The sequence below is a fragment of the Azohydromonas aeria genome (assembly GCF_009760915.1).
In the GTDB taxonomy this organism is placed as follows: Bacteria; Pseudomonadota; Gammaproteobacteria; order Burkholderiales; family Burkholderiaceae_C; genus Azohydromonas; species Azohydromonas aeria.
The window spans coordinates 24328-46612 of the sequence record NZ_VIDQ01000017.1 but is presented as its reverse complement, the minus strand read 5'-3'; the positions used below and the strand labels follow the sequence as shown (position 1 = coordinate 46612).

The following is a 22285-nucleotide window of genomic DNA, read 5'->3' as shown; positions in this document are numbered from 1 at the left end:
CGCGTGCGATCCTTTCCCCGGCCGCCCGGCCCCTTGCCTCGCCGGACCGGCATGAACCCACCCGCCCCCGTGCGCCCCACCCGCGCGCGGCGGCCCCGCGATGTTGAGCATCTGTTTTTCCAACCGCTTCGAGGCGCTGCAGGACGCGCTGCTGCAGGCCCTGGACGCGGACACCGGCGGCGATCCCTTCGAGCCCGTGCACCTGCTGGTGCCCGGCACGGCGGTGCGCCGCGCGCTCACGCTGGCGCTGGCGCGCGCGCAGGGCGTGTGCGCCCACGTGGCCTTCGCGGAGTTGTCCGCGTGGCTGGCGGCCCGCTCGGCCCGGCTGCCGGGCGGCGGCGGCGCGCTGGCGGCGCTGGAGCCGGCGGCACTGGCCTGGCGCGTGTTCGCGCTGCTGGGCGAGGCGGAGTTCGTCGCGGCGCAGCCGCGGCTGCAGCAGTGGCTGAGCCATGCCGACGACACCCTGCGCTGGGAGCTGGCGCAGCGCAGCGCGGCGCTGCTGGCGCGCTACGCGCACCACCGCCCCGACTGGCTGCAGGCCTGGAGCGCCCACGCGCCGGCCGGCCTCGGGGCCGAGACGCCGGACGAAGGCTGGCAGGCCGCGCTGTGGCGGCGCCTGCGCGCCGACCTGGGGCTGTCGGGCGGGCATCCCGCCGCGCCGCTGCTGCGGGCGCTGGAAGCGCTGGACGACGACGCGCTGCGCGCCGCCACCGGGCTGCCGCGCGAGCTGCACGTGTTCACGCCGGCGGCGCTCTCGCCGCTGCACCTGGCGCTGCTGCAGGCGCTGGCGCGGCGCATCGAGGTGCGGCTGTACGTGCTGAACCCCTGCCGCGAATACTGGTTCGAGCTGGTGGACACGCGCCGCATCGCGCGGCTGGAGCAGCAGGGCCGCGCGCTCTACCACGAGGTCGGCCAGCGGCTGCTCGCCGCCTGGGGCCGGCAGACGCAGGCGCAGCTGGACCTGCTGATCGAAGCCGCCACCGAGGCCGAGATCGACGACAGCCGTTTCGAGCCCGCCGCCGCGCCCACGCTGCTGGGCCAGCTGCAGGACGCGATGCTGGAGCTGCGCGAGCTGGCGCCGGGCAGCGTGGCGCTGGCCGACGGCGACCGCAGCATCGAGCTGCACGTGGCGCACTCGCGCACGCGCGAGCTGGAGGCGCTGCACGACCTGCTGCTCTCGCTCTTCGCCGCCGACCCGACGCTGCGCCCCTCGGACGTGCTGGTGGTCACGCCGGACCTGCCCGCCACCGCGCCGCTGGTCGAGGCGGTGTTCGGCACCGCGCCGGCCGAACGCTCCATTCCCTGGGCCGTCACCGGGCACGCCGCGGCGCCGGCCGGCGCGCCGGCGCGCGCGCTGCTGGCGGCGCTGGCGCTGGCCGGCTCGCGCTTCAACGCCGCGGCCGTGTTCGAGCTGCTGCAGCAGCCGCCGGTGGCGCGCCGCTTCGGGCTCGACGCCGCGGCGCTGGAGCGCATCCGCGCCTGGATGGACGACGCCGCCATCCGCTGGGGCCTGGACGCCGGGCGCCATTCCTTTGCGGAAGGCCTGTCCCGGCTGTACCTGGGCTACGCATTGCCGGCGCAAAGCCTTGAGCCTTTTGGCGAGCGGCTGCCCGCGCTGGCCGACGAGGGCGGCGACGCGCTGGCGCTGGGCGCGTTCTGGCGCTTCATCGCCGTGCTGCGGCGGCTGGACGCGCAGCTGTCGCACCCGATGCCGGCGGCGGCCTGGCGCGCCGCGCTGCTCGACGCGGCCGACGCGCTGCTGGCCCCCGACGCGGCCGGGCAGGCGGAGGACATGCACGCGCTGCGCCGCGCGCTGGCCGTGCTGGACGAGCCCGCGCGCGCCGCCAGCGTGGAGGCGCCGCTGTCGCCGGCGCTGGTGCGCGCCGCCCTGGCTGCGCAGCTGGCCCGGTGCGAGAGCGTGCCTACGGGCCGGGTCACCTTCGCGCCGATGGCCGGGTTGCGCGGCCTGCCTTTCCGGGTGGTGTGCGCCATCGGCCTGGACGACGGCGCCTTCCCCACCGCGCAGCGCCCGGCCGAGTTCGACCTGATGGCGCTGGCGCCGCGCCGCGGCGACCCGCAGCGCCGCCTCGACGAGCGCAACCTGTTCCTGGACCTGGTACTGGCCGCGCGGGAGCGGCTGGTGCTGTCGTGCACCGGCCGCAGCGTGCGCGACGGCTCGCCGCGGCCGCCCTCGGTGCTGGTGACGGAGCTGCTCGACGTGCTGGTGCCCGCCGTCGCCGCCGACGCCTCGCCGGCGGCGCTGGACGGCGCGCGCGCGCGGCTGGTGGTGGAGCACCCGCTGCAGCCCTTTGCGAGTGAGAACTTCGACCCCGAGGGCGATGCGCGGCTGCGCGGCTTCGACGCCGACATGGCCGAGGCGCTGCGGGCCTCGCTGTCGGCGCCGGCCCTCGCGGCCGGGGCGCCGCTGCCCGCGGCGGATGCCGGGGACGACGACGACGACGCGGCCCCGGGCCCCGGCCCCGGCCCCGGGATGCCCGGCCCGGCCTTCTTCACCGCGCCGCTGCCGCACGACCCGGCGTGGCGGCAGGTGTCGCTGGAGCAGCTGGCCGAGTTCTTCCGCAACCCGTGCCGCTACCTGCTGACGCGTCGCCTGGGGCTGGCGCTGCCGCGCGCGGCGCAGCCGCTGCGCGACGAGGAGACCTTCCTGCCCGAAGGCACGGACCGGCGCGCGCTGGCGGCGCGGCTGCTGCCGGCGCTGGAGTCCGGGCGCGATGCCGCCTCGCTGCAACGCCTGGCCCGGGCCGGCACCGAGTACCCGGCCGGGCGGCTGGGCGGGCTGCTGCTGGAGCGGGAGATGGCGCGGCTGTCGGACTACGCCGCGGCGCCGGGCGCGGCCACGGTGGCGACGCCGCCGCTGGCGCCGTTCAGCGCCGTGCTGGACATCGCGGTGGCGGGCGAGGCGTGGCAGCTGGAGGGCGCCTGCGCCGACCTGCGCCCGGACGGGCTGTGGCGCGGGCGCTATGGCGACGCGCGGGCGGCCGACCACGTCGAGGCCTGGCTGTGGCAGCTGTGGCTGTGCGCGGCCCGGCCGCCGGGCGTGGCGCCGCGCGTGCGCTGGCGCGCGCGCGACACCTGGATCGGGTTCGCCGAGGCACCGCAGCCGCGGCGCACGCTGGCGGCGTTGCTGGCGCTCTACCGCGAGGGGCTGACGCGCCCGCTGCGCTTCTTCCCGGGCGCGGCCTGGGCCTTCATGGAGGGCGGGGAGCAGATCGGCAAGGCGCGCTCGGCCTGGCACGGCACGCCGCTGTGGCCCGGGGAAGGCGACGACGCCGCCTACCGGCTGGCGCTGCGCGGCTGCAGCGATCCGCTGGACGAGGAGTTCGTCCGCACGGCGCGGGCGGTGCTCGGGCCGCTGCGGGAGTGTTTGAGGGGGGTGGAGACGTGAAGGGCGTGAGAGCTGGAATGAGCGGCCACGGAGTCCGAAGCCCGCGGCATCCCGTCAGCCAAGGCGGCGCGCCCTCTACTCCGTCATTCCGGCGGAAGCCGGAATCCACGAACGCCGCGATGTCGCGCTGGCCAGCGCAGGCACATGCCGGCGTCAGCCAGGCCACCGCATCGGTGCGCGTGGATTCCGGCTTTCGCCGGAATGACGGATCGGGGTGCGAAGCAACGTGGCTGGCGGGATGCCGCAAGTTGACGCCTCTCGGAGCGGCAGTGCTTCTGTCATGAAGCCATCCATGACCCGCCCCGAGCTCGACCTCCTTAATTGCCCGCTCGACGGCATCGGCCTGATCGAGGCCTCGGCCGGCACGGGCAAGACCTGGAACATCTGCGGCCTGGTGCTGCGGCTGCTGCTGGAGCGCGGGCTGGAGCTGCCGCAGATCCTGGTCGTGACCTTCACCAACGCCGCCACGGCCGAGCTGCGCGAGCGCGTGCGCGCGCGGCTGGCGCAGACGCTGGCCGTGCTGCAGGGCGGCGCGCCGCCGCCAAGCGACGCCTTCGTGCCGGCGCTGCTGCGGTCCTTGCGCGAGCGCCACGGCCTGGACGAGGCCGTGCTGGCGCAGCGCCTGGCGCTGGCGCTGCAGTGCTTCGACGAGGCGGCGATCTTCACCATCCACGGCTTCTGCCAGCGCGCGCTGGCGGACGTGCCCTTCGCCGCCGGAATGCCGCTGGCATTGGCGCCGCTGCCCGACGACAGCGCGCTGCTGCTGCAGGCGGTGCACGAGTTCTGGCGCCGCCACGTCGCCAGCGACGACCTGGACCCGGCGCTGGCCGCGTACCTGGCGGCGTGCCGGGACACGCCGGAGAAGTACGCCGCGCTGCTGGCGCGGCGCCTGCGCAAGCCGCTGTCGCCGCTGCGCTGGCCGGCGGATCTGGACGCCGCCGAAGACACCGGCGCCGATGCCGGCGCCGCCTTGGCCGAGGCCTTTGCCGCCGCGCGCGCGTGCTGGACGGACGAGCGCGACACCATCGCTGAAACGCTGCGCGGCGCCCTGCCCGCCCTGCACGCCGGCAGCTACGGCCCCCGCGCCGTGGCGCAGGCCCTGGTGGCCTGGCAGCGCTGGTTCCAGGCCGGCGACGCGCTGGCGCCGCTGGGGGCTGACACCGAGCGGCTGGCGCTGCTGTCCGCCGCCACGCTGGCGCGGCGCACCCGCAAGGCCGCCGCCGACGGCACGCCCGCGCACCGCTTCTTCGCCCTGGCCGAGGCGCTGCTGGCGGCACGCCGCGCGGTCGAAGGCTCGCTGCGCCGGGCGCGGCTGCGGCTGCTGCGCCGGCTGTTCGACGAGGCCGGCGCCGCGCTGCGCCAGCGCAAGCGCGAGCTGCGCGTGGCCGCCTTCGACGACATGCTGTTCAACCTGCACGAGCGGCTGCAGGCCGCGCCGGCGCTGGCGGACACGCTGCGCCAGCGCTATCCGGCGGCGCTGATCGACGAGTTCCAGGACACCGACCCGCTGCAATGGGCCATCGTCGAGCGCATCTGGGGCGACGGCACCAGCCCGCTGCTGCTCGTGGGCGACCCGCGCCAGGCCATCTACAGCTTCCGCAATGCCGACCTGCCCACGTACCTGCGCGCACGGCAACGGGCCTCGGCGGTGTACACGCTCACGCGCAACCAGCGCGCCGCCCCGGCGCTGGTGTCGGCGCTCGACGCGCTGTTCCAGGTGCACCCGCGCAGCTTCCTGCTGCCCGGGCTGGAAAGCGTGCCGGCGGGCCTGGGCGAGCGGCCACGGCCGGCGTTCGTCGATGAATCCCCGGACGAGGCACAAGGCGCGGGCGCGCTGCGGCTGTGGCTGCTGCCGCGCGACGAGGCCGGCCGGCCGCTGCCGCGCGAGGCCGCGCTCGATGCCAGCGTGCGGGCCACCGCCGCCGAGATCGCGCGGCTGCTGCGCGAGGCCCGCGCCGGGCGGGTGCGGCTGGACGGCCGGCCGCTGCAGGGCAGCGACGTGGCCGTGCTGGTGCGCAGCCACGCGCAGGCGGCGCGGGTGCGGCAGGCGCTCTCCGCGCTGGGCGTGGGCAGCGTGGCGCTGTCGCGCGCCAGCGTGCTTCACATGCCGGTGGCGCGCGAGCTGCAGCGCGTCCTCGCCGCCGTGCTGGAGCCGGCGCATGGCGGCCTGCTGCGCGCGGCGCTGGCCACGGAGCTGATGGGTTTCGATGCGGCGGCCATTGACGCCCTGGACCGGGACGACGCCGCGCTGGCCGCGTGGCAGGAACGGTTCACCGACTGGCACGCCTGCTGGCACGGGCAGGGCGTGGCCGCGCTGCTGCGGCGCTGGCAGCGCGAGGCCGGCGTGGCGCCGCGGCTGCTGGCGCGCGCGGACGGGGCCCGGCGATTCACGGACCTGCGGCACCTGGGCGAGGTGCTGCACGAGGCCGCGCCGCTGCAGCCCTCGCCGCGGGCGCTGTTGCGCTCGTTCGAGCTGCGCTGCGCGCGGCCGGGCGACGACGAAGGCGCGCAGCTGCGGCTGGAATCGGACCGGCAGCTGGTGCGCGTGGTCACGATCCACCAGGCCAAGGGCCTGGAGTACGGCCTGGCGTTCTGCCCGCTGCTGTGGGACGCGGCCGCCGCGCCGGCCGCGGCGCCGGGCCTGTACGAGTACCACGACGCCCAGGGACAGCCGGTGCTGGAACTGCCCGCCGGCGACGACGCAGGCGGCGCGCAGAGTTCCGGCGCCGAGGACGGCCCCGACGCTGCCGCCATCCGGCGCCAGGTGCGCCTGGAGCACGCGGCCGAGACGCTGCGCCTGGCCTACGTGGCGCTCACGCGCGCGGTGCACCGGTGCTGGCTGGTGGTCGGCCCCTGGGCGGCGCGCAACGGCAAGGGGCTGTCGCCGCAGGCCGGCGGCCGCAGCCTGCTGAACTGGCTCGTGGCCGGCGGCGACTACGCCGCCGACCCGGCGCGCTGGTTCGAGCAGCCGCCGGGGCCCGACGCGGTCGAGGCGGCCTGGCGGCGGCTGGCGGCGGGGTCGCGGGCGATCTCGCTGGCACCGCTGCCGATGCAGCCGGGCGAGCCGCTGGCGCCGGCCCCGGCGCGGCGGGTGGAGGTGCCGGCGCCGCCGCCGCGCATCGCGCCGGGGTGGCGGCTGGTGGAGGCCGCTGCCGATGCCTGGGCGCCGGAGCCGGACACGGACGAGGGCGCCCGGGCCGATACCCCCCTGGCACACGCGCCGGACGACGCCGCCGCCCTGCCGCGCGACGACGTGCTGCGCTTTCCCACCGGGCCGCTGGCCGAGCAGGCGCTGCGCGCCGCGCTCCTGAACGCCGACTTCGCCGACCCGGACAGCTGGGAGGCTGCGGCCCGGGACGCGCTGCGGGCGCATCCGCTGCCCGGCGCGGGCGGCGAGGCCGGGGAGCGGGCGCACGCAGCGCAACTGCGGCGCATGCTGGCCGACGTGCTGTCCACGGAGATCGCGCCCGGGCTGCGGCTGCGCGACCTGGCGCCGGGCCGCGGCATCAAGGGCCTGGAGTTCTGCCTGCCGGCGCCGGGGCTGCCGGCGTTTCAGGACCACTTCCCCGTTCGCCCTGAGCCTGTCGAAGGGCTCAGCCTGAACGGCATTTCCTCCAGGCAAGGCTCCAACGAACCTGAGCCCGATGACGGCTATGTCCACGGCGTCATCGACCTGGTGTTCGAGCACGGGGGCCGCTGGTGGCTGCTGGACTGGAGCGCGCAGCGGCTGGGCACCCGCGCGGCCGACTACGCCGGCGCGGCGCTGGCGCTGGCGGCGCAGGACCATGAACCGCGGCTGCGGCTGGCCACGCTCGCCCTGGAGCGCTGGCTGCGCCGCCGCGTGCCGGGCTGGTGCCCTGACACGCACCTCGGCGGCGCGCTGCTGCTGTTCGCGCGCGGGGTGCGGCCGCACTGGCGCGACGGTCGCGGCCAGCCGTGCGGGGTGGTGTGGGTGCGGCCAGCGCCAGGGGATCCAGGCCGTCCCGCGGAAAGCCCCCGCCCGGGCTGCGAATGAGAATCACGACCGGGAAATACTCTCAAACCGGTACGAGAACGGCTTCCAGTCAAGCGGCTGCCGCGGAATCGGAAAAACAGTAATTACCTTTGACCGGTTGAAGTCTCCGCCTCGCGTCCTAGATTGGAAAACATCCATGCCGGGGTCCGCGGGAAGCAGGCAGCCTTCCACGCGCCGGCGTGGCAGAAACCGATCCAACCCCGCCGGACTGGCCTGCGGGACAGCGACCTCCATTTTCCCACCCGGGCACCACCACCGCGGGGATGGCACCCTCGGCAATACTCATTGGCGGCGGCAATTGTGCTGCGGCACTGCGGACCCGAGCCGATCCTGAAACCTGGCCTGACTTCAAATGCAAGTCTGGGCGGGTGCGCGTTGCCATTTCATGAAACTCGAACGATGACCGGCAAGCCGTCATTCACGCAGCCAGGCAACGAAAATGGCACAGTGACTTTGGCTGCTTTGATTCAGGCCCTTGCTTTCTACCATTCGCAGCAAGCCTGCCGCATCCCAGGAGAACAGGAAAACCTGTTTTCGCGGCATGTGAACGCAGCCTGGAAAACAGGCCCTGCCCCACGAGGAGAATCCAATGCCGAAACTCGATGATTCCTGACGGCCTGGAGCCGCCGACAATCCCGACGCATGGGTAAACCGCGGGCAACGTCCGGCGCGCGGTTCTGGTCAAGGACCATGTCACGGTCCTTCCAACGAAAGGTGCTCCTCTTCCGCGGAGCATGCCGGAGCTCGGCCCGATGGCCTCGATCCCATGATGCCGGGAATTCCTGTCACTGAAGCGCGGTCAGCGGCACGCTGGCATGCCGACCGCCGGGCGCTGGAGGATGGAAAATGAACATCTCGTCATCATTGAACCGCAAGGCCGTCGCGTCGCTTCGCCTGACGCTCCTGGTGGGCATGCTGGCCGCCAGTTCTCTGGCATTTTCCCAGAGTGGCGTGGAAACCACCGTGGAGCCCTATGCCGGTCCCGTCGTGGCGCCGGCGGGCGAATTGGCCGTGGCACCGGCCATGCAATTGAAAGTGCCGGCCGCCCGCTTGCGCACGCCCGCGCAAATGCTGGCCGCGCAAGCGGCCCGCGCGCCCGAGGAGGCGGCGCAGCCCCAGCAGACGCCGTTTCTGCCTACCCTGGGCGATGCTGCCTACCGGGCTGCCAAGGCCGCCGCGGCACAACAGGGCATGGCGGCGAATGCAGCCCGTGCCCAGCCGGGGATGGCTCCGCTGGCACCGCCCTTCTTCGTCGGGCCCAGGTTCGAAGGCGTGAGGCAGACGGAAGCGGGAGGCGGCTTCCCGCCCGACACCCACGGCGCCGTGGGAAGAAACCATTTCGTCGAGGTCACCAACTTCCACGTCGATATCTACACCAAGGCCGGTGCGCGGGTACGGTCCGTGTCGCTGGCCAGCTTCTTCGGCTATACCGCGCAAACCCTCTTCGATCCGCGCGTGGTGTATGACCGCAGCTATGACCGCTACATCATCATTGCCGATGCACGGCCGGAATCGAGCACCGTGCAGCGCCATTTCATGGCCATATCCCGCACCGGCGATCCACTCGGCGGTTATTTCATCTACAACATCAATACCACGGGATTCGCGGGAACCAACAATTTCTGGGATTATCCGCAACTGGGCATGGACCAGGACAGCATCATCACCACGGGCAACGTCTTCAGCCCCACGAGCTTCATCGGCTGGCGCATGTTCGCCGTCGCCAAGGCCCGGCTGTACAACGGGCTGGGATTCAGCGTCCCGGTATTCGCCGGCGCGGCGTCGGACGGCACGCTGGCGCCGCCGATGGTCCTGGACCAGAACGCCAAGACCTTCCTGATTTCCGCGCCGTCCGGCGGTTCGGCACTGCGCCTCTATACGATGCGCGATTCGAGCCGCAACCCGGGCGTGAGCCTCACGGGCCCGGTTTCGATCACGGTGCCGGCCTATGCCCTGCCGCCGGACGCCCAGCAGTGCGGCGGCGTCGGCACGGCCGAAATGCTCGACACCCTGGACGCCCGATTCGTCAATGCCAGTACCCAGTCGGGCAATTTCCTGTGGAACGTGCACAGCATTGATTTTGCCGGGCCTGCCGTGCGCTGGTACCGCATCGACACCAACAGCCTGATCCTCAACAAGTCATCCACCTTCTGGGCCAGCAGCACGTCCTCCGACTTCAACGCCTCTATTGCCGCCAACGATGCCGGCGACATTTTCCTGAACTGGTCCTCTTCCAGCAGCACGGTGTGTCCGGAAATTCGCTTCTCGGGGCAGCGGTCCGCGGATGCCGCCGACACGGGCAGAAACGGTTTCGTGCTCTTCTCAAGCCCGACCAAGCTCACCGGCAATTTTGACAGCCGTTTTGGAACGCAACGCTGGGGCGATTATTCGGCCGTGACGGTGGACCCGCTCAATTCTCTGCGTGGCTGGATCGTCAACGAGAAGGTGAACGCGTCCAACGTCTGGGGCTCGGGCATCGGCCAGATCGGGTTCTGACGCGCCGGGTCACCGCCTTTTTCACAGGACCACCATGGCCAACACCAATGACGGCAAGTCAACGCGGCGGCGCAGCGGCCGGCCGGCCGCTGTAGCGTGGGCCCTGGCGGTCGCCACGGGACTGGTCATGGGAAGCTTCCAGGCGTGCAGTGCAGCGGCCGGCACCGGGCTGGTGACCGGCGTCGTCACCCGGGGCATGGGACCGCCGGTCCTGCTGCCCGGCGAGCAGCCGCCGCCACCGCTGCCCGTGGCCGCCGTGGTGGTGCGCGCCACGCCGGTGGACGCGCGGCTGCCCGCGGCATCCGCACGGACCGACGCCACGGGCCGCTATCGGCTCGTGCTCCAGCCCGGTGCCTACCGGCTCGACCTCGACGAGATTCCCGGCGGCGGCTTTCACAAGCCCGCCCGCGATCCCGTGCTCGTGAAGGCCCACGAGGAAATCCGCCACGACTTCCGGATCGATAGCGGGATGCGCTGAACACGCGGACCTTCAATTCCAGCGCGGCCTGTCCCGTTCGGCACACGCCTTGCCGACCTGAGCCCATCGTCGATCGAACGAGGCCGCCATGAAGCCACGCCCCCTGCCTGCCGCCCTGCTGCTGACCGCCCTGCTGGGCGGCTGCGGCCCGCGCACCAACACCGAGACCACCCCGGCCGCCGCGCCGCCCGCCGCCTCCACGGCGGCGCCCGCGTCCGCGCCGGCCTCGGCACCCGCGCCGACCGCCGCCGCCTCGGCCATCGGCCCGCTGCCGGCGGGCGCCAACGACTTCACCGCGCTGGTGCGCAAGGTCGGGCCGGCGGTGGTCAACGTCACCACGGTGCAGCGGGCGACCGCCCGGCCCGGGCAGGCGCTGCCGCCGGGCGACCCGATGTCGGAGTTCTTCCGCCGCTTCATGCCGCCCCACCAGCAACCCCAGCAGCCCAGCCAGGGCATCGGCTCGGGCTTCATCATCGACGCCGAGGGGCACGTGCTGACCAACGCGCACGTCGTGGCCGATGCCGACGAGGTCACGGTGCGGCTGGCCGACTCCAAGCGCGAGTTCAAGGCGCGCGTGGTCGGCACCGACGCGCAGACCGACGTGGCGCTGCTCAAGCTCGACGCCCGGAACCTGCCCGTGGCGCCCATCGGCCAGTCGGCGCAGCTGCAGCCGGGCGAGTGGGTGGCGGCCATCGGCTCGCCTTTCGGCTTCGCCAACACCATCACCGCCGGCATCGTCAGCGCCACGCAGCGCTCGCTGCCCGACGAAACCTACGTGCCCTTCATCCAGACCGACGTGGCGGTGAACCCGGGCAACTCCGGCGGGCCGCTGCTGAACATGCGCGGCGAGGTGGTGGGCATCAACTCGCAGATCTACAGCCGCTCCGGCGGCTACATGGGCATCTCCTTCGCGATCCCGATCGACATGGCCATGGACATCGCGCAGCAGCTGCGCACCAGCGGCCGCGTCACGCGCGGACGGCTGGGCATCGGCATCCAGGAGGTGAGCGAGCCGCTGGCGCAGTCCTTCAAGCTCGACAGCGCGCGCGGCGCGCTCGTCACCGCCGTGGAGCCGAACAGCCCCGCGGCCAAGGCCGGCCTGGCGCCGGGCGACGTGGTGCTGGCCTTCGCCGGGCAGCCCGTGCCCGACGCCACCGCGCTGCCGCGGCTGGTGGCCGGGACCAAGCCGGGCACGAACGCGGCCATCGAGGTCTGGCGCAACGGCGCCAGCACCACGCTGCAGGCCACGGTGGCCGAGGCGCCCAATCCGCGCGTGGCCGCGGCCGCGCCGGCGGCGCAGGGCAACCCGAGCCGGCCGTCCTCGGTGCAGCTGGGCATGGCGGTGAGCGAGCTGCCCGCCGCGGGGCGGCGCGCGCTGGGCGTGAACTACGGGCTGGTGGTGGAGGAGCTTCAGCCCGGCACGGCGCGCGCGGGGCTGCAGCGCGGCGACGTGATCGTGGCCGTCAACGGCCAGGGCTTCGGCAGCCTGGAGGAATTCCAGCGCCGCGTGGCGCAAGCACCGGCCGGCGGCAGCGTCGCGCTGCTGGTGCGCCGCGGCGAGGCCAGTTTGTTTGTGCCGGTGCCGGTGGGGCAGTGACGCTTGGAGGGGATGGCTCACTGGACGGTGGACGTGAAATGGAGCGTCTTGCCTCTGCTTTGTCGCCCCCTTCTGCACGCATTGCTGTCCGGGAAAAGTTGAGAGCGACCGGCATCCCGAAGGCACGAGCGTTCCGGCCCTTACTTCGTCATTACGGCGAAAGCTGGAATGACGGATCGGTGTGCGAGGCGCCGTGACTGACGGGATGTCGGCGGTCGGGAGCTTCCCGGACCGCCCTGCGCCCGCCCGGAAATGACGAAGTAACCGCCATGCCGCCCCGGCCGTGACCAGCGCCTTGCCCTCCCCCGCCCTCGACCTGGCCCAGGGCTTCGCCGAGCAGTTGCGGCAATGGGCGCTGGAGGCCGGCGCGCGGGCCGAGGACGCGGCGTTGGCCGCGCGCGCCGGACATGCGCTGAGCCTGGCCACCAGCGAGGGCCATGTCTGCCTGCCGCTGGACGAGTTGCGCGAGCTGGAGGCGCCCGAGGCGCTGCGCGCCGCGCTGCGGGCCTCGGGCGTGGCCGGCACGCCGCGGGCGCCCGGCGCGCGGCCGCTGGTGCTCGACGGCGAACGCCTCTACCTGCACCGCTACTTCGACTACGAGCGCCGCCTGGCGCGCCGGCTGCTGCAGGCGCGGCTGCCGGAGGAAGCCGTGGCGCCGCGTGCGCGCGCGCTGCTGCAGGAGCTGTTTCCCGCGGCATCGCCCGCCCCGGACGGCCGCCGGCTCGCCGCGGCGCTGGCGCTGCGCCGCGGGCTCGTCCTGGTCAGCGGCGGCCCGGGCTCGGGCAAGACCTCGCTGGTGGCGCCGCTGCTGGCGGTGCTGCTGGCGCAGTCGCCGCGGGCGCGCATCGCGCTGGCCGCGCCCACCGGCAAGGCCGCGGCGCGGCTGGCCGAGGCGCTGCGCGAGCACGCCGCCGCGCTGCCGGCGGACCTGCGCGCGCGGCTGCCCACGCAGGCCGGCACTGTGCACCGGCTGCTGGGCGGGCATGCCGCGGGCGGCTTCGCGCACCACGCCGCACGGCGCCTGCCCATCGACGTGCTGGTGGTGGACGAGGCCTCCATGCTCGACCTGGCGCTGGCGACGCGGCTGCTGGAAGCGGTGCCGGCCACGGCGCGCATCGTGCTGCTGGGCGACAAGGACCAGCTCGCCGCCGTGGAGGCCGGCGCGGTGTTCGCCGAGCTGTGCGCCGACCCGGCTTTCAGCCCGGCATGCCGGCACGAGCTGGCCGGGCTGTGCGGCGCCGATCCGGCCGCCCTGGCATCGCCCCCTCCGGCGACCGAGCCGCCGCGCCCGGGCCTGCGCGACGCCGTGGTGTGGCTGCAGGGCCACTACCGCTACGGCGCGGGATCGGCCCTGGACCGGCTGGCGCGCAGCGTCAACGCCGGCGACGGCGCGGCGGCGCTGGCGCTGCTGCGCGCGGCCGGCACCGGCCCCGACGACTCCCCGGAGGCGGCCGGCGCCGCCCCGCTGCGCTGGCGTCCCGACACCCACGCCGCGCTGTCGGAAGGCACGCGCCGGGCGCTGCTGCAGGGCTTCGGGCCCTACGTCGAGGCGCTGCGCCGCGACCCGCGCGACGCGGCGGCGGTGACGGCGGCCTTCGCGCGCTTTCGCGTGCTGGCCGCGCTGCGCGAGGGCCCGCGCGGCGTGGCGGCGCTGGATGCGCTGGTGGCCGCTCACGTGCGCCGCGCCGTCGGCGCCGACGCGCGCGCGCCCTGGTATCCCGGCCGCGCCGTGCTGGTCACGCACAACGACCCGGCACTCGACCTCTTCAACGGCGACGTCGGCATCGCCCTGCCCGACGCGGACGGCGCGCTGCGGGTGATGTTCCCGCACGGCGCGGGGCTGCGCGCCGTGGCGCCGGCGCGGCTGCCGCCGCACCAGGGCGCCTTCGCGCTGACGGTGCACCGGGCGCAGGGCTCGGAGTTCGAGGCGCTGGTGCTGGTGCTGCCCGAAGGCGGCAGCCGCGTGCTCGGCCGCGAGCTGCTCTACACCGGGCTCACGCGCGCGCGCCGCCACGTCACGCTGGTGGGCGCGGCGGCGGTGGTCGAGGCGGCGATCCGCGCCCCGACGCAGCGCCACTCGGGGCTGCGGGCGCGGCTGCGCGAGGAGCAGGACGCCGCAAGCGAGCCCGACGACGCCTGAAAAAAAGCCAGCCCCGCGCGGTGGCGGGGCTGGCGGCGGTTGCGGTAGGCGGCTTCCGGGGGAAGCGGCCGGATGTGGATGTACTTTTCAGCAGGCCCTCAGAAGCGCGATGCGGTGCCGCGGTTCTGTGCCGCGTTCACCTGGGCCTGGTGGTCGAGCCGGTAGCGCGTGACTTCCGCGTCGCGGCCGCCGTAAACCTTGGAATAGAACAGGTCGCGCGCGGTCACCGGGCCGCGGCGTTGCGGGACATCTCCTTCGCTGCAGCGCTGGCACAGGTCGCCGAACGTGAGCAGCTCGAAACAGCCAGGGTTCGTGCACCGGTGTTGCAGCATTGGCGTACTCCGCGTTGGCGTGTGGACCAGGACCCCCCGATGGTAGGAGCGCCTCCCCCAAACGGTGCAGCGTGGCAACCCTAAGCTGAAGAGCGCAAAAAGTTGCTGCGCCGCAGCAACTTTTCGGGTTGCGTCCGCATCTATAGCTGCACTGCAACATGATCGGCGATGGCCAGGCAGGCGGTCAGGCCGGGCGACTCGATGCCGAACAGATTCACGAGGCCGGGCACGCCGTGCTGCGCCGCAGCATCGATGCGGAAGTCGGCCGCCGGCTCCCCGGGCGCGCTGATCTTGGGACGCACGCCGCTGTAGGCCGGCGTGAGCGCGCCGTCGGGCAGCCCGGGCCAGTAGCGGCGGATGGCGGCCTCGAAGGCCGGGATGCGCGATTCGTCGACGCGGTAGTCGAAAGTGGTTTCGTCGGCGTCCGGGAGCCACTGCGTGTCCGGTCCGAAGCGGGCCTGGCCGCCCAGGTCGAGCGTCAGGTGCACGCCCAGCCCGGCCGAGTCGTGCAGCGGGTACACCAGGCGCGAGAACGGGCTGCGCCCGCGCAGCGAGAAGTAATTGCCCTTGCAGGCCCAGGCGCGCGGGACGTGGCGGGGGTCCAGGCCCTGGATGCGCGCGGCCAGCGCCGGCGCGCCGTGGCCGGCGGCGTTGACGACGCGGCGCGCCAGCAGCGCCATGGGCTGCTCGCCGCCGACCTGCAGCTCGATGCCGCCGTCGGCCACGCGCGCGCCCAGCACCGGGCTCGCCAGCGCCAGCAGCGCGCCGGCGCCTTCCGCGTCGCCCAGCAGGCTCAGCATCAGCGCGTGGCTGTCCACGATGCCGGTGGACGGCGACAGCAGCCCCGCCACGGCGTGCAGCTGCGGCTCCAGGGCGCGCGCCTCGTCGCCGGGGAGCCAGCGCACGTCGTCCACGCCGTTGGCCAGCGCCTGCGCCTGCAGCGCGCGCAGCGCGCCGAGCTGCTCCTCGCCGGTGGCGGCGATGAGCTTGCCGCAGCGCCGGTGGCCCAGGCCGCGCTCGGCGCAGTAGGCGTAGAGCCGCTCGCGCCCCTGCACGCACAGCCGCGCCTTGAGCGAGCCGGTGGGGTAGTACAGCCCGGCGTGGATGACCTCGCTGTTGCGCGAGCTCGTGCCCGTGCCGATGGCGGTGGCCGCCTCCAGCACCAGCACCTCCTGCCCGCGCTGCGCCAGCGCGCGCGCCACGGCCAGGCCCACCACGCCGGCGCCCACCACCACGGTGTCCACGCGCTCGGTCACGGCGCTCGGGGCTTGGATCGGATCAATCGGCACAGCATCTGGCATAGGAAAAATTTCCGGCAAGGGTCTGGAGGCGGGCACGGCACGCCTGCGCGCGGCGCTGCCCGGTCACGGTTGCCAAGCATGCACCGGCGCGGACCGCCCCGGGGGCTCGCCGGGTGAGCCCATGGGCGGCGGTCCGCGCCGGCCGTTACACGTGCGCGCAACGGGTTGCGGTGCCGCCGCCCGGCCTGCCCGGGCGTTGCCGATGGTTGCCGGCGGCACCGAAGCGGCGGACATCGGCACGGGCACGGGCGCTGCCGCGGGATGCGGGGGCCGGCGCGGGCGCGCCGCTTGCCATGGTTGTGTGCGCCACGGCCTGCGGCGGCCGCACGGCGGCACCGCGGGCGATTGCCGCGCCGGCGCTGCCGCGGCTGCAGCCGCGGCGGTGGCCGCAGCCGGCCTGGCCGGTGCAGAAGTCGCGAAAATCGTCGAGTTCTCTTCGAATTTGGCGGTTGCGTGCGCAACGCGCGCCGCCGGCTCGCTACACTGGCCTTTCCATCGGAAATCAACTGTGAGCCGCCCATGACCACACGTACCAAGACTGCCACCCGCACCCCTCCAGCGGCGCTGGATGGGTTGCTCAGTCACCGGCTGCACGAGCTCTACAAGCTCAGCGACGCCTTCGGCAGCGGCAGCGGGCTGCGCGCCAGCGGCGTCGCCCCGGGCGACGCGCGCTGCCTGGCGGCCATCGGCGCGTTCGAGCCGCTGTCGGTGGTGGAGCTGGCGGCGCGGGCGCGGCTGAACAAGGCGCAGGCCAGCCGCGCGGCGCAGTCGCTGGCCGACCAGGGGCTGGTGAAGAAGCAGGCCAACTCGGCCGACGCGCGCGGCGTGGTGCTCACGCTCACCGCGTCCGGGCGCGCCGCCTGGCGCAAGGTCATGGCGCTGATCGAGCGCCACAACGAGGAGGTCTTCGGCGTGTTCTCGCCCAACGAGCGCAAGCAGTTCGACAAGCTGCTGGAGCGGCTGCTGGCGCATCACCGCGAGCAGTGAGCCCCACTCGCTCCGGCCGGTGAAACGACGGGCGCCTGGCCGCAGCCGGTAAGTGGCCCGCTTGCGGGCCGAATCCACGGTGACTACCGGATCGTTCGGCCCGCAAGTGGGCTTTCTGCCAGCCGCTCGGTAGGTTTTCTATCAGTCCCGGACCGAAACCGGGATGAGTGCAGGCGCCGGGCGGCGGCCCGGGCTCAATGCGCCGCCGCCCGCATCGCGCGGCGCTCGGCCAGGCGGCGCAGGTGCACCATCGAGACCTGGTGCGCGTGGATCAGCCGCATCAGCCCGCTGCGCGCGAGCTCCGCCAGCGTCGCGTCGTCGAGCTTGAGCAGCTTCTCCTCCGCCACGGCCATGAAGCCGTCCACGCGCAGCGCCGGGGTGCCCTCGCCCTGGCTGATGTCCAGCCGCATCTCCTGCAGCAGCTCCAGCGCCATGAGCCGCTCGCAGCCGCGGCGCGTGCGCTGCACCTCGGCTTCGAGCTCGGGCAGCTGGCGCTGCATGCGCTGCACCAGCTCCGAGGGCTCGCCCTCGGCGTCGAACAGCGGCTCGCCCTCGGCCTCCGACAGCCCCGCGTAGCTGCGGTCGATGCACAGCGCCGCCTGCTGCGCGTCCACCTGCGCCAGCGCGAAGGGGTACACGCGCAGCTGCGCCGGCAGGTACTGCGCGGCCCAGCCGCCGTCGGGCTGCAGGTACAGGTTCTCGTCGCGCGTCAGGCCCAGCACCGCCATGGGCGCGACCTGCGGCTGACCGGCGGCGTCGGTGCCGGCGCGCACGAACACGATCGGGTACTCCAGGCAGGCCTGCGCGAACTCCGCGCCGTGCAGGAAGCAGGCGTTGAGCTTGCCGGCCGCGGCGGCCAGGCTCACCGGCAGCTGCAGCCGCAGCGCGCGGTGGTGGTGGCGGTCCAGCGCCACGGGGTCGCGGTGCAGGGCGGGATTGATCATGGCTGTCGTCCTCGGAGGGAAGTTGGAAGTGATGCGCGGCGCGGGCGGCGCCCGCCGCCGCGCCCCGGATACGGAAAAAGGATGGGCAGGCGCACGCGCCGCGCGGGCGGCCGTCCCGGGCCGGCGCTCATCACTCGGCCGCGGCGTCCGCGGTGCCCAGCGGCGTGGCCAGCACCTTGTCGATGCGCTTGCCGTCGAGGTCCACCACCTCGAAGCGCCAGTCGGCCCACTCGACCGTGTCGGCGGTGTTGGGCAGCCGGCCCAGCAGCAGCAGCACCATGCCGGCCAGGGTGTTGTAGCGCCCGCGCTCCTCTTCGGGCAGCTCCTTGAGCTCCAGCCGGTCCTTGAGCTCGGGCACGGGAATCAGGCCGTCGAGCAGCCAGCTGCCGTCCTCGCGCGCCACGGCCCAGGGCTGCTCGTGCACGCCGGCGCCGGACTGGAACTCGCCCGTGATGGCTTCGAGCAGGTCGCGGATCGTGATCACGCCCTGCACCTCGCCGTACTCGTCCACCACGAACACCATCTCCGCGCCCGTGGCCCGGAAGTGCTCCAGCAGCTCCATGCCCGAGAGCGTCTCGGGCACGAACACCGGCGGCGTGAGGTGGCCGGTGACGTCCAGGGCCTGGCCCTGCAGCGCCTGGCGCAGCAGCGCCTGCGCCGAGACCACGCCGACCACGTCGTTGAGGTCGTCGCGGCAGACCGGGTAGCGCGAGTGCCCGCCCTCGGCCAGCACGCGCTGCACCTCCTCGGTGGTGGCGTCGGCGTCGAGCCACTGGATGTCGGCGCGCGGGATCATCATCGAGCCGATCTGGCGCTCGTCGAGGCGGAACACGTTGCGCACCATCTGGTGCTCCTGCTCCTCGATCACGCCCGCGTCCACGCCCTCCTCGAGCTGCGCGGCGATCTCCTCCTCGGTCACGCTGCGGCCCACGGCGTTGCGGATGCCCAGCACCCGCAGCACGGCCTCGGTGCATACCGACAGCAGCACCACCAGGGGCCGCGCGATGGTGCTGAGCCATTCCATGGGCAGCGCCACCAGCCGCGCCACGTGCTCCGGGAACATCTGGCCCACGCGCTTGGGCACCAGCTCGCCGAAGATGATGGTCAGGATCGTGATGATCACCACCACCAGCGCCGTGGCGCTGACCGCGGCGGCCTGCTCGGGCACGCGCAGCGTCTCGGTGAGCCAGCGCGACAGCGGCTGCGAGAAGGCGTTCTCGCCGACGATGCCGTTGAGCACGCCGATGCTGGTGATGCCGATCTGCACCGTCGAGAGGAACTTGGTCGGGTTCTCGTGCAGGTCCATCGCGGCCTGCGCGCCCGGCTCCTGCGACTCGACCATGACCTGCAGCCGCGCCTTGCGGCTGGCCGTGAGCGCCATCTCCGACATGGCGAACAGCCCGTTGAGCAGGATCAGGAAAACCAGTAAAGCAACGTCCATCGGGCGGGCAAGGCGGGCTCGTCAAGCACCCTTGCCGGGGTAAAAAGGGCGGTTGAGCGTAGCAGAATCCCCCGAATGCACTACCTCATCGGCGACCTGCAGGGCTGCTGCGACGCCTTCGACCGCCTCCTGGCCGAGATCGGCTTCTCCCCTTCCCGCGACCGGCTCACCGTGCTGGGCGACCTGGTCAACCGCGGCCCCGAGTCGCTGCGCACGCTGCGCCGGCTGCGCGCGCTGGGCTCGGCCGCCGACGCGCTGCTGGGCAACCACGACCTGCACCTGCTGGCCGTGGCGCACGGCGTGCGCCCCGAGCACCGCAGCGACACGCTGCGCGAGATCCTCGCGGCGCCCGACCGCGAGGCCTGGATCGACTGGATCCGGCAGCGCCCGCTGGCGCTCTCGCGCGAGGGCTGGCTGTGCGTGCACGCCGGGCTGCCGCCGCAGTGGGACGGGCCCCAGGCGCTGGCGCTGGCCGGCGAGGTCGAGGCGATGCTGCGGGGCCCGGGCCTGGCGGACTTCCTGGCCGTGATGTACGGCAACGAGCCCGCGTGCTGGAGCGACGCCCTGCAGGGGCCGGACCGCTGGCGCTTCGTCATCAACGTGCTCACGCGCGTGCGCTTCGTCGCCGCCGACGGCACGCTGGACTTCAAGACCAAGGACGGCGCGCGGCAGGCCCCGCCCGGGCTGCTGCCGTGGTTCGAGGTGCCGGGGCGGCGCAGCGCGGGCCATCCGGTGGCCTTCGGGCACTGGAGCACGCTAGGGCTGGTGAACCGGCCGGACCTGCTGGCGCTGGACACCGGCTGCGTCTGGGGCGGCAGCCTCACCGCCGTACGCGTGGACGGCGGCCGGCGCGAGGTGGCGCAGGTCGCGTGTCAGCAGGCGCAAAGGCCGGGCCCGGTATGATGCGCGCCGCTTCAGGTGCCCCCGGGTTGTCCCGGAGGTTGAACGGGAAGCAGGTGCAGCGGCGCGGCGGCTCTTCGGCAACGAGGGCCCGCTGACGCCGTCCAGGCCTGCGCTGCCCCCGCACCGGTAGGCAGGCCGGATCGGACATCACTCCAAGCCACTGCGGGTTCGCAGCCCGTGGGAAGGCGATGTGCACGAGGCGCGCGATCGTTCTCCTGAACCACCGCGCGCGGCCTGCGAGCCCGGATACCGGCCTCGAAAGCCTCGCCGCCGCGGCAGGTCCGGACACGCAGTCGTCCGGGCGCCGCGGCCCCATGCCACTGCAGCCTGCGGGGACGCTGGCTGCCGGAGTGTCCAAGTCCGATGAAGTCCATGTCCTTCCGGGGCGCCGCGCTGTGCGGCCTGTCCCTGCTCGCCCTCACGCCGATCGCCAGTGCCGCCGAGGCCGCGCTGCAACCCTGGACCGTCGCGGCGGCCGACTCTCCGGCGCAGCCGGTGGTGGTGACGGCCACGCGCATCGCGCAGCCGGTGAGCCAGGCGCTGGCCGACGTGCGCGTGATCGACGCGCAGCAGATCCGCGACGCCGGCGCGATGTCCGTCACCGAGCTGCTGCAGACCTTTGCCGGCGCCGAGATTGCCAGCAACGGCGGCCCCGGCCAGCTCTCCAGCGTGTTCCTGCGCGGTGCCAACGCCAACCATGTCGTGGTGCTGGTGGACGGCGTGCGCGTCAGCTCCGCCACTGCCGGCAGCAACGCCTTCGAGCACCTGCCGGTCAACCAGATCGAGCGCATCGAGGTGCTGCGCGGCCCGGCCAGCAGCCTCTACGGGGCAGACGCCATCGGCGGTGTGATCCAGATCTTCACCAAGCAGGGCGAGCACACCGAGGCCCGTGTGGGCGCGGGCCGCTGGGACACGCGCGAAGCCTCGGCCGGCATCGGCCGGCGCTTCGGCGACACCAGCGTGTCGCTGCGCGCCGGCTACAAGCGCACGGATGGCTTCTCGGCCACCAATCCCGCCATCGATGCGCCGGGCACCCCGGCGATCTACCAGCAGTTCAATGCTGACCGCGATGGCTACCGCAACCGCAACCTCGGCGGCAGCGTCTCGCACGACTGGGCCCAGGGCCACACGCTTTCGGCACGCGGCTGGGCCAGCGAGGGCCGCACCCAGTTCGATCAGGGCCCGCTCGCCAACGACGTGGTGGAGCAGCGCCTCTCGGGCTTGTCACTGGAGAGCCGCAACCGCGTCACGCAAGCCTGGACCAGCCGCGTGCTGCTGGCGCGCGGCACCGACGACTACAAGACCCGAGGCGACTTCCCTTCGCGCTTTCGCACTGACCAGGACCAGCTGACCTGGCAAAACGACTTCACCCTGCCGGTGGGCACGCTCGCCGCGGGCCTGGAGTGGCGCCGCGAGCAGGTGGACAGCAACACGTCCTACGCGCAGACCCGCCGCATCGTGCGCTCGGCTTTCGGCAGCTACGCCGCGGCGCTGGGCGCGCACCGGCTGGAAACCTCGGTGCGGCACGACGACAACTCGCAGTTCGGCGGTGACACCACTGGACGCCTGGGCTACGGCTACCAGCTTGCGCCGGCCTGGCGCCTGTCGGCGGCGGCCGGCACGGCGTTCAAGGCGCCCAGCTTCAACGACCTCTACTACCAGTCGGAATTCTTCTTCGGCAATCCGGACCTGCGCCCCGAGCGCTCGCGCAACGTGGAAGCCGCCGCGCGCTACGACGACGGCACGCTGCGCGGCGGGCTGACGCTGTTCCGCAACCGCATCCGCAACCTGATCGCCATCGACCCGGCCACCTTCAGCACCGTGATCAACGTCAATGCCGCGCGCAGCCGCGGCGCCACGCTGGACGCGGGCTGGCGCACGGCGCAGTGGAGCGCGCATGCCGAGGCCACCTTCCAGCAGCCCGAGGACACCGCCACGGACCACCTGCTGCCGCGGCGCGCACGCCGCTTCGGCAGCGCCGGGCTGGACTGGACGCCCGGCCCCTGGCGTGCCGGCGTAGAGGTGGTCGGCAGCGGGGCACGCTTCAACGAGCTGTCCAACACCAACCGGCTGGGCGGCTACGTGCTGCTCAATCTCAAGGCTGCCTATGCCCTCACGCCCGAGCTCAGCGTGCTGGCCCGCCTGAACAACCTGACCGACAAGGGTTACGAGCTGGCCCACGGCTACAACACGCCCGGCCGCAACCTCTTCGTCGCGCTGGAATACGCGCCGAAGTAAGCGCGCC

At 73.6% G+C, this 22285-nt stretch carries 14 protein-coding genes and 1 riboswitch; of the genes, 10 read left to right on the top strand and 4 right to left on the bottom strand.

Annotated features, from left to right (window positions below; genetic code table 11):
* The first annotated feature begins 100 nt into the window (after positions 1-100).
* From FJ694_RS12645 to recD, 7 genes are all read left to right on the top strand, one after another.
* Complete coding sequence (locus tag FJ694_RS12645; protein ID WP_157267599.1) at positions 101-3406, top strand: exodeoxyribonuclease V subunit gamma; 3306 nt, start codon at positions 101-103, stop codon at positions 3404-3406.
* Positions 3407-3698: 292 nt separating this feature from the next.
* Entirely contained in the window at positions 3699-7421 is a 3723-nt protein-coding gene (locus FJ694_RS12640; RefSeq protein WP_232540006.1) for a UvrD-helicase domain-containing protein, read from the top strand.
* Between the two features lie 399 nt (positions 7422-7820).
* Entirely contained in the window at positions 7821-8027 is a 207-nt protein-coding gene (locus tag FJ694_RS12635) for a hypothetical protein (protein ID WP_157267597.1), read from the top strand.
* 240 nt (positions 8028-8267) lie between these two features.
* Complete coding sequence (locus FJ694_RS12630) at positions 8268-9917, top strand: flagellar biosynthesis protein FlhF (protein WP_157267596.1); 1650 nt, start codon at positions 8268-8270, stop codon at positions 9915-9917.
* 34 nt (positions 9918-9951) lie between these two features.
* Complete coding sequence (locus FJ694_RS12625) at positions 9952-10395, top strand: hypothetical protein (protein WP_157267595.1); 444 nt, start codon at positions 9952-9954, stop codon at positions 10393-10395.
* Between the two features lie 88 nt (positions 10396-10483).
* The gene (locus tag FJ694_RS12620; RefSeq protein ID WP_157267594.1) at positions 10484-11992 is read left to right on the top strand and encodes a DegQ family serine endoprotease; all 1509 of its coding nucleotides are present in this window, start codon (positions 10484-10486) and stop codon (positions 11990-11992) included.
* Between the two features lie 295 nt (positions 11993-12287).
* Positions 12288-14132 (top strand): exodeoxyribonuclease V subunit alpha, encoded by a 1845-nt coding sequence (recD, locus tag FJ694_RS12615; RefSeq protein ID WP_198320809.1) that lies wholly within the window; start codon positions 12288-12290, stop codon positions 14130-14132.
* A 98-nt stretch (positions 14133-14230) separates the two neighbouring features.
* On the opposite strand, the gene FJ694_RS12610 is transcribed toward recD, so the two are convergent.
* Positions 14231-14464, bottom strand: a complete 234-nt coding sequence (locus FJ694_RS12610) for a hypothetical protein (RefSeq protein WP_157267592.1) — start codon at positions 14462-14464, stop codon at positions 14231-14233.
* A 140-nt stretch (positions 14465-14604) separates the two neighbouring features.
* Positions 14605-15720 (bottom strand): NAD(P)/FAD-dependent oxidoreductase, encoded by a 1116-nt coding sequence (locus FJ694_RS12605; protein ID WP_198320808.1) that lies wholly within the window; start codon positions 15718-15720, stop codon positions 14605-14607.
* Positions 15721-16284: 564 nt separating this feature from the next.
* Here FJ694_RS12605 and FJ694_RS12600 point away from each other — a divergent pair.
* The gene (locus FJ694_RS12600; protein ID WP_157267590.1) at positions 16285-16752 is read left to right on the top strand and encodes a MarR family winged helix-turn-helix transcriptional regulator; all 468 of its coding nucleotides are present in this window, start codon (positions 16285-16287) and stop codon (positions 16750-16752) included.
* Positions 16753-16946: 194 nt separating this feature from the next.
* On the opposite strand, the gene FJ694_RS12595 is transcribed toward FJ694_RS12600, so the two are convergent.
* A complete protein-coding gene (locus FJ694_RS12595; RefSeq protein WP_157267589.1) occupies positions 16947-17696 on the bottom strand; it encodes a SapC family protein in 750 nt (249 codons plus the stop codon).
* A gap of 130 nt (positions 17697-17826) precedes the next feature.
* Positions 17827-19137 carry a hemolysin family protein gene (locus tag FJ694_RS12590; protein WP_157267588.1) on the bottom strand — a complete coding sequence of 437 codons (1311 nt, stop codon included), beginning with the start codon at positions 19135-19137 and terminating at the stop codon, positions 17827-17829.
* Between the two features lie 75 nt (positions 19138-19212).
* Here FJ694_RS12590 and FJ694_RS12585 point away from each other — a divergent pair, with 75 nt between their 5' ends.
* Positions 19213-20040 carry a symmetrical bis(5'-nucleosyl)-tetraphosphatase gene (locus FJ694_RS12585; protein WP_157267587.1) on the top strand — a complete coding sequence of 276 codons (828 nt, stop codon included), beginning with the start codon at positions 19213-19215 and terminating at the stop codon, positions 20038-20040.
* A riboswitch (cobalamin riboswitch) is annotated at positions 20037-20312 on the top strand. It overlaps the preceding gene by 4 nt.
* A gap of 91 nt (positions 20313-20403) precedes the next feature.
* The gene (locus tag FJ694_RS12580; protein ID WP_157267586.1) at positions 20404-22278 is read left to right on the top strand and encodes a TonB-dependent receptor domain-containing protein; all 1875 of its coding nucleotides are present in this window, start codon (positions 20404-20406) and stop codon (positions 22276-22278) included.
* Positions 22279-22285: the final 7 nt, after the last annotated feature.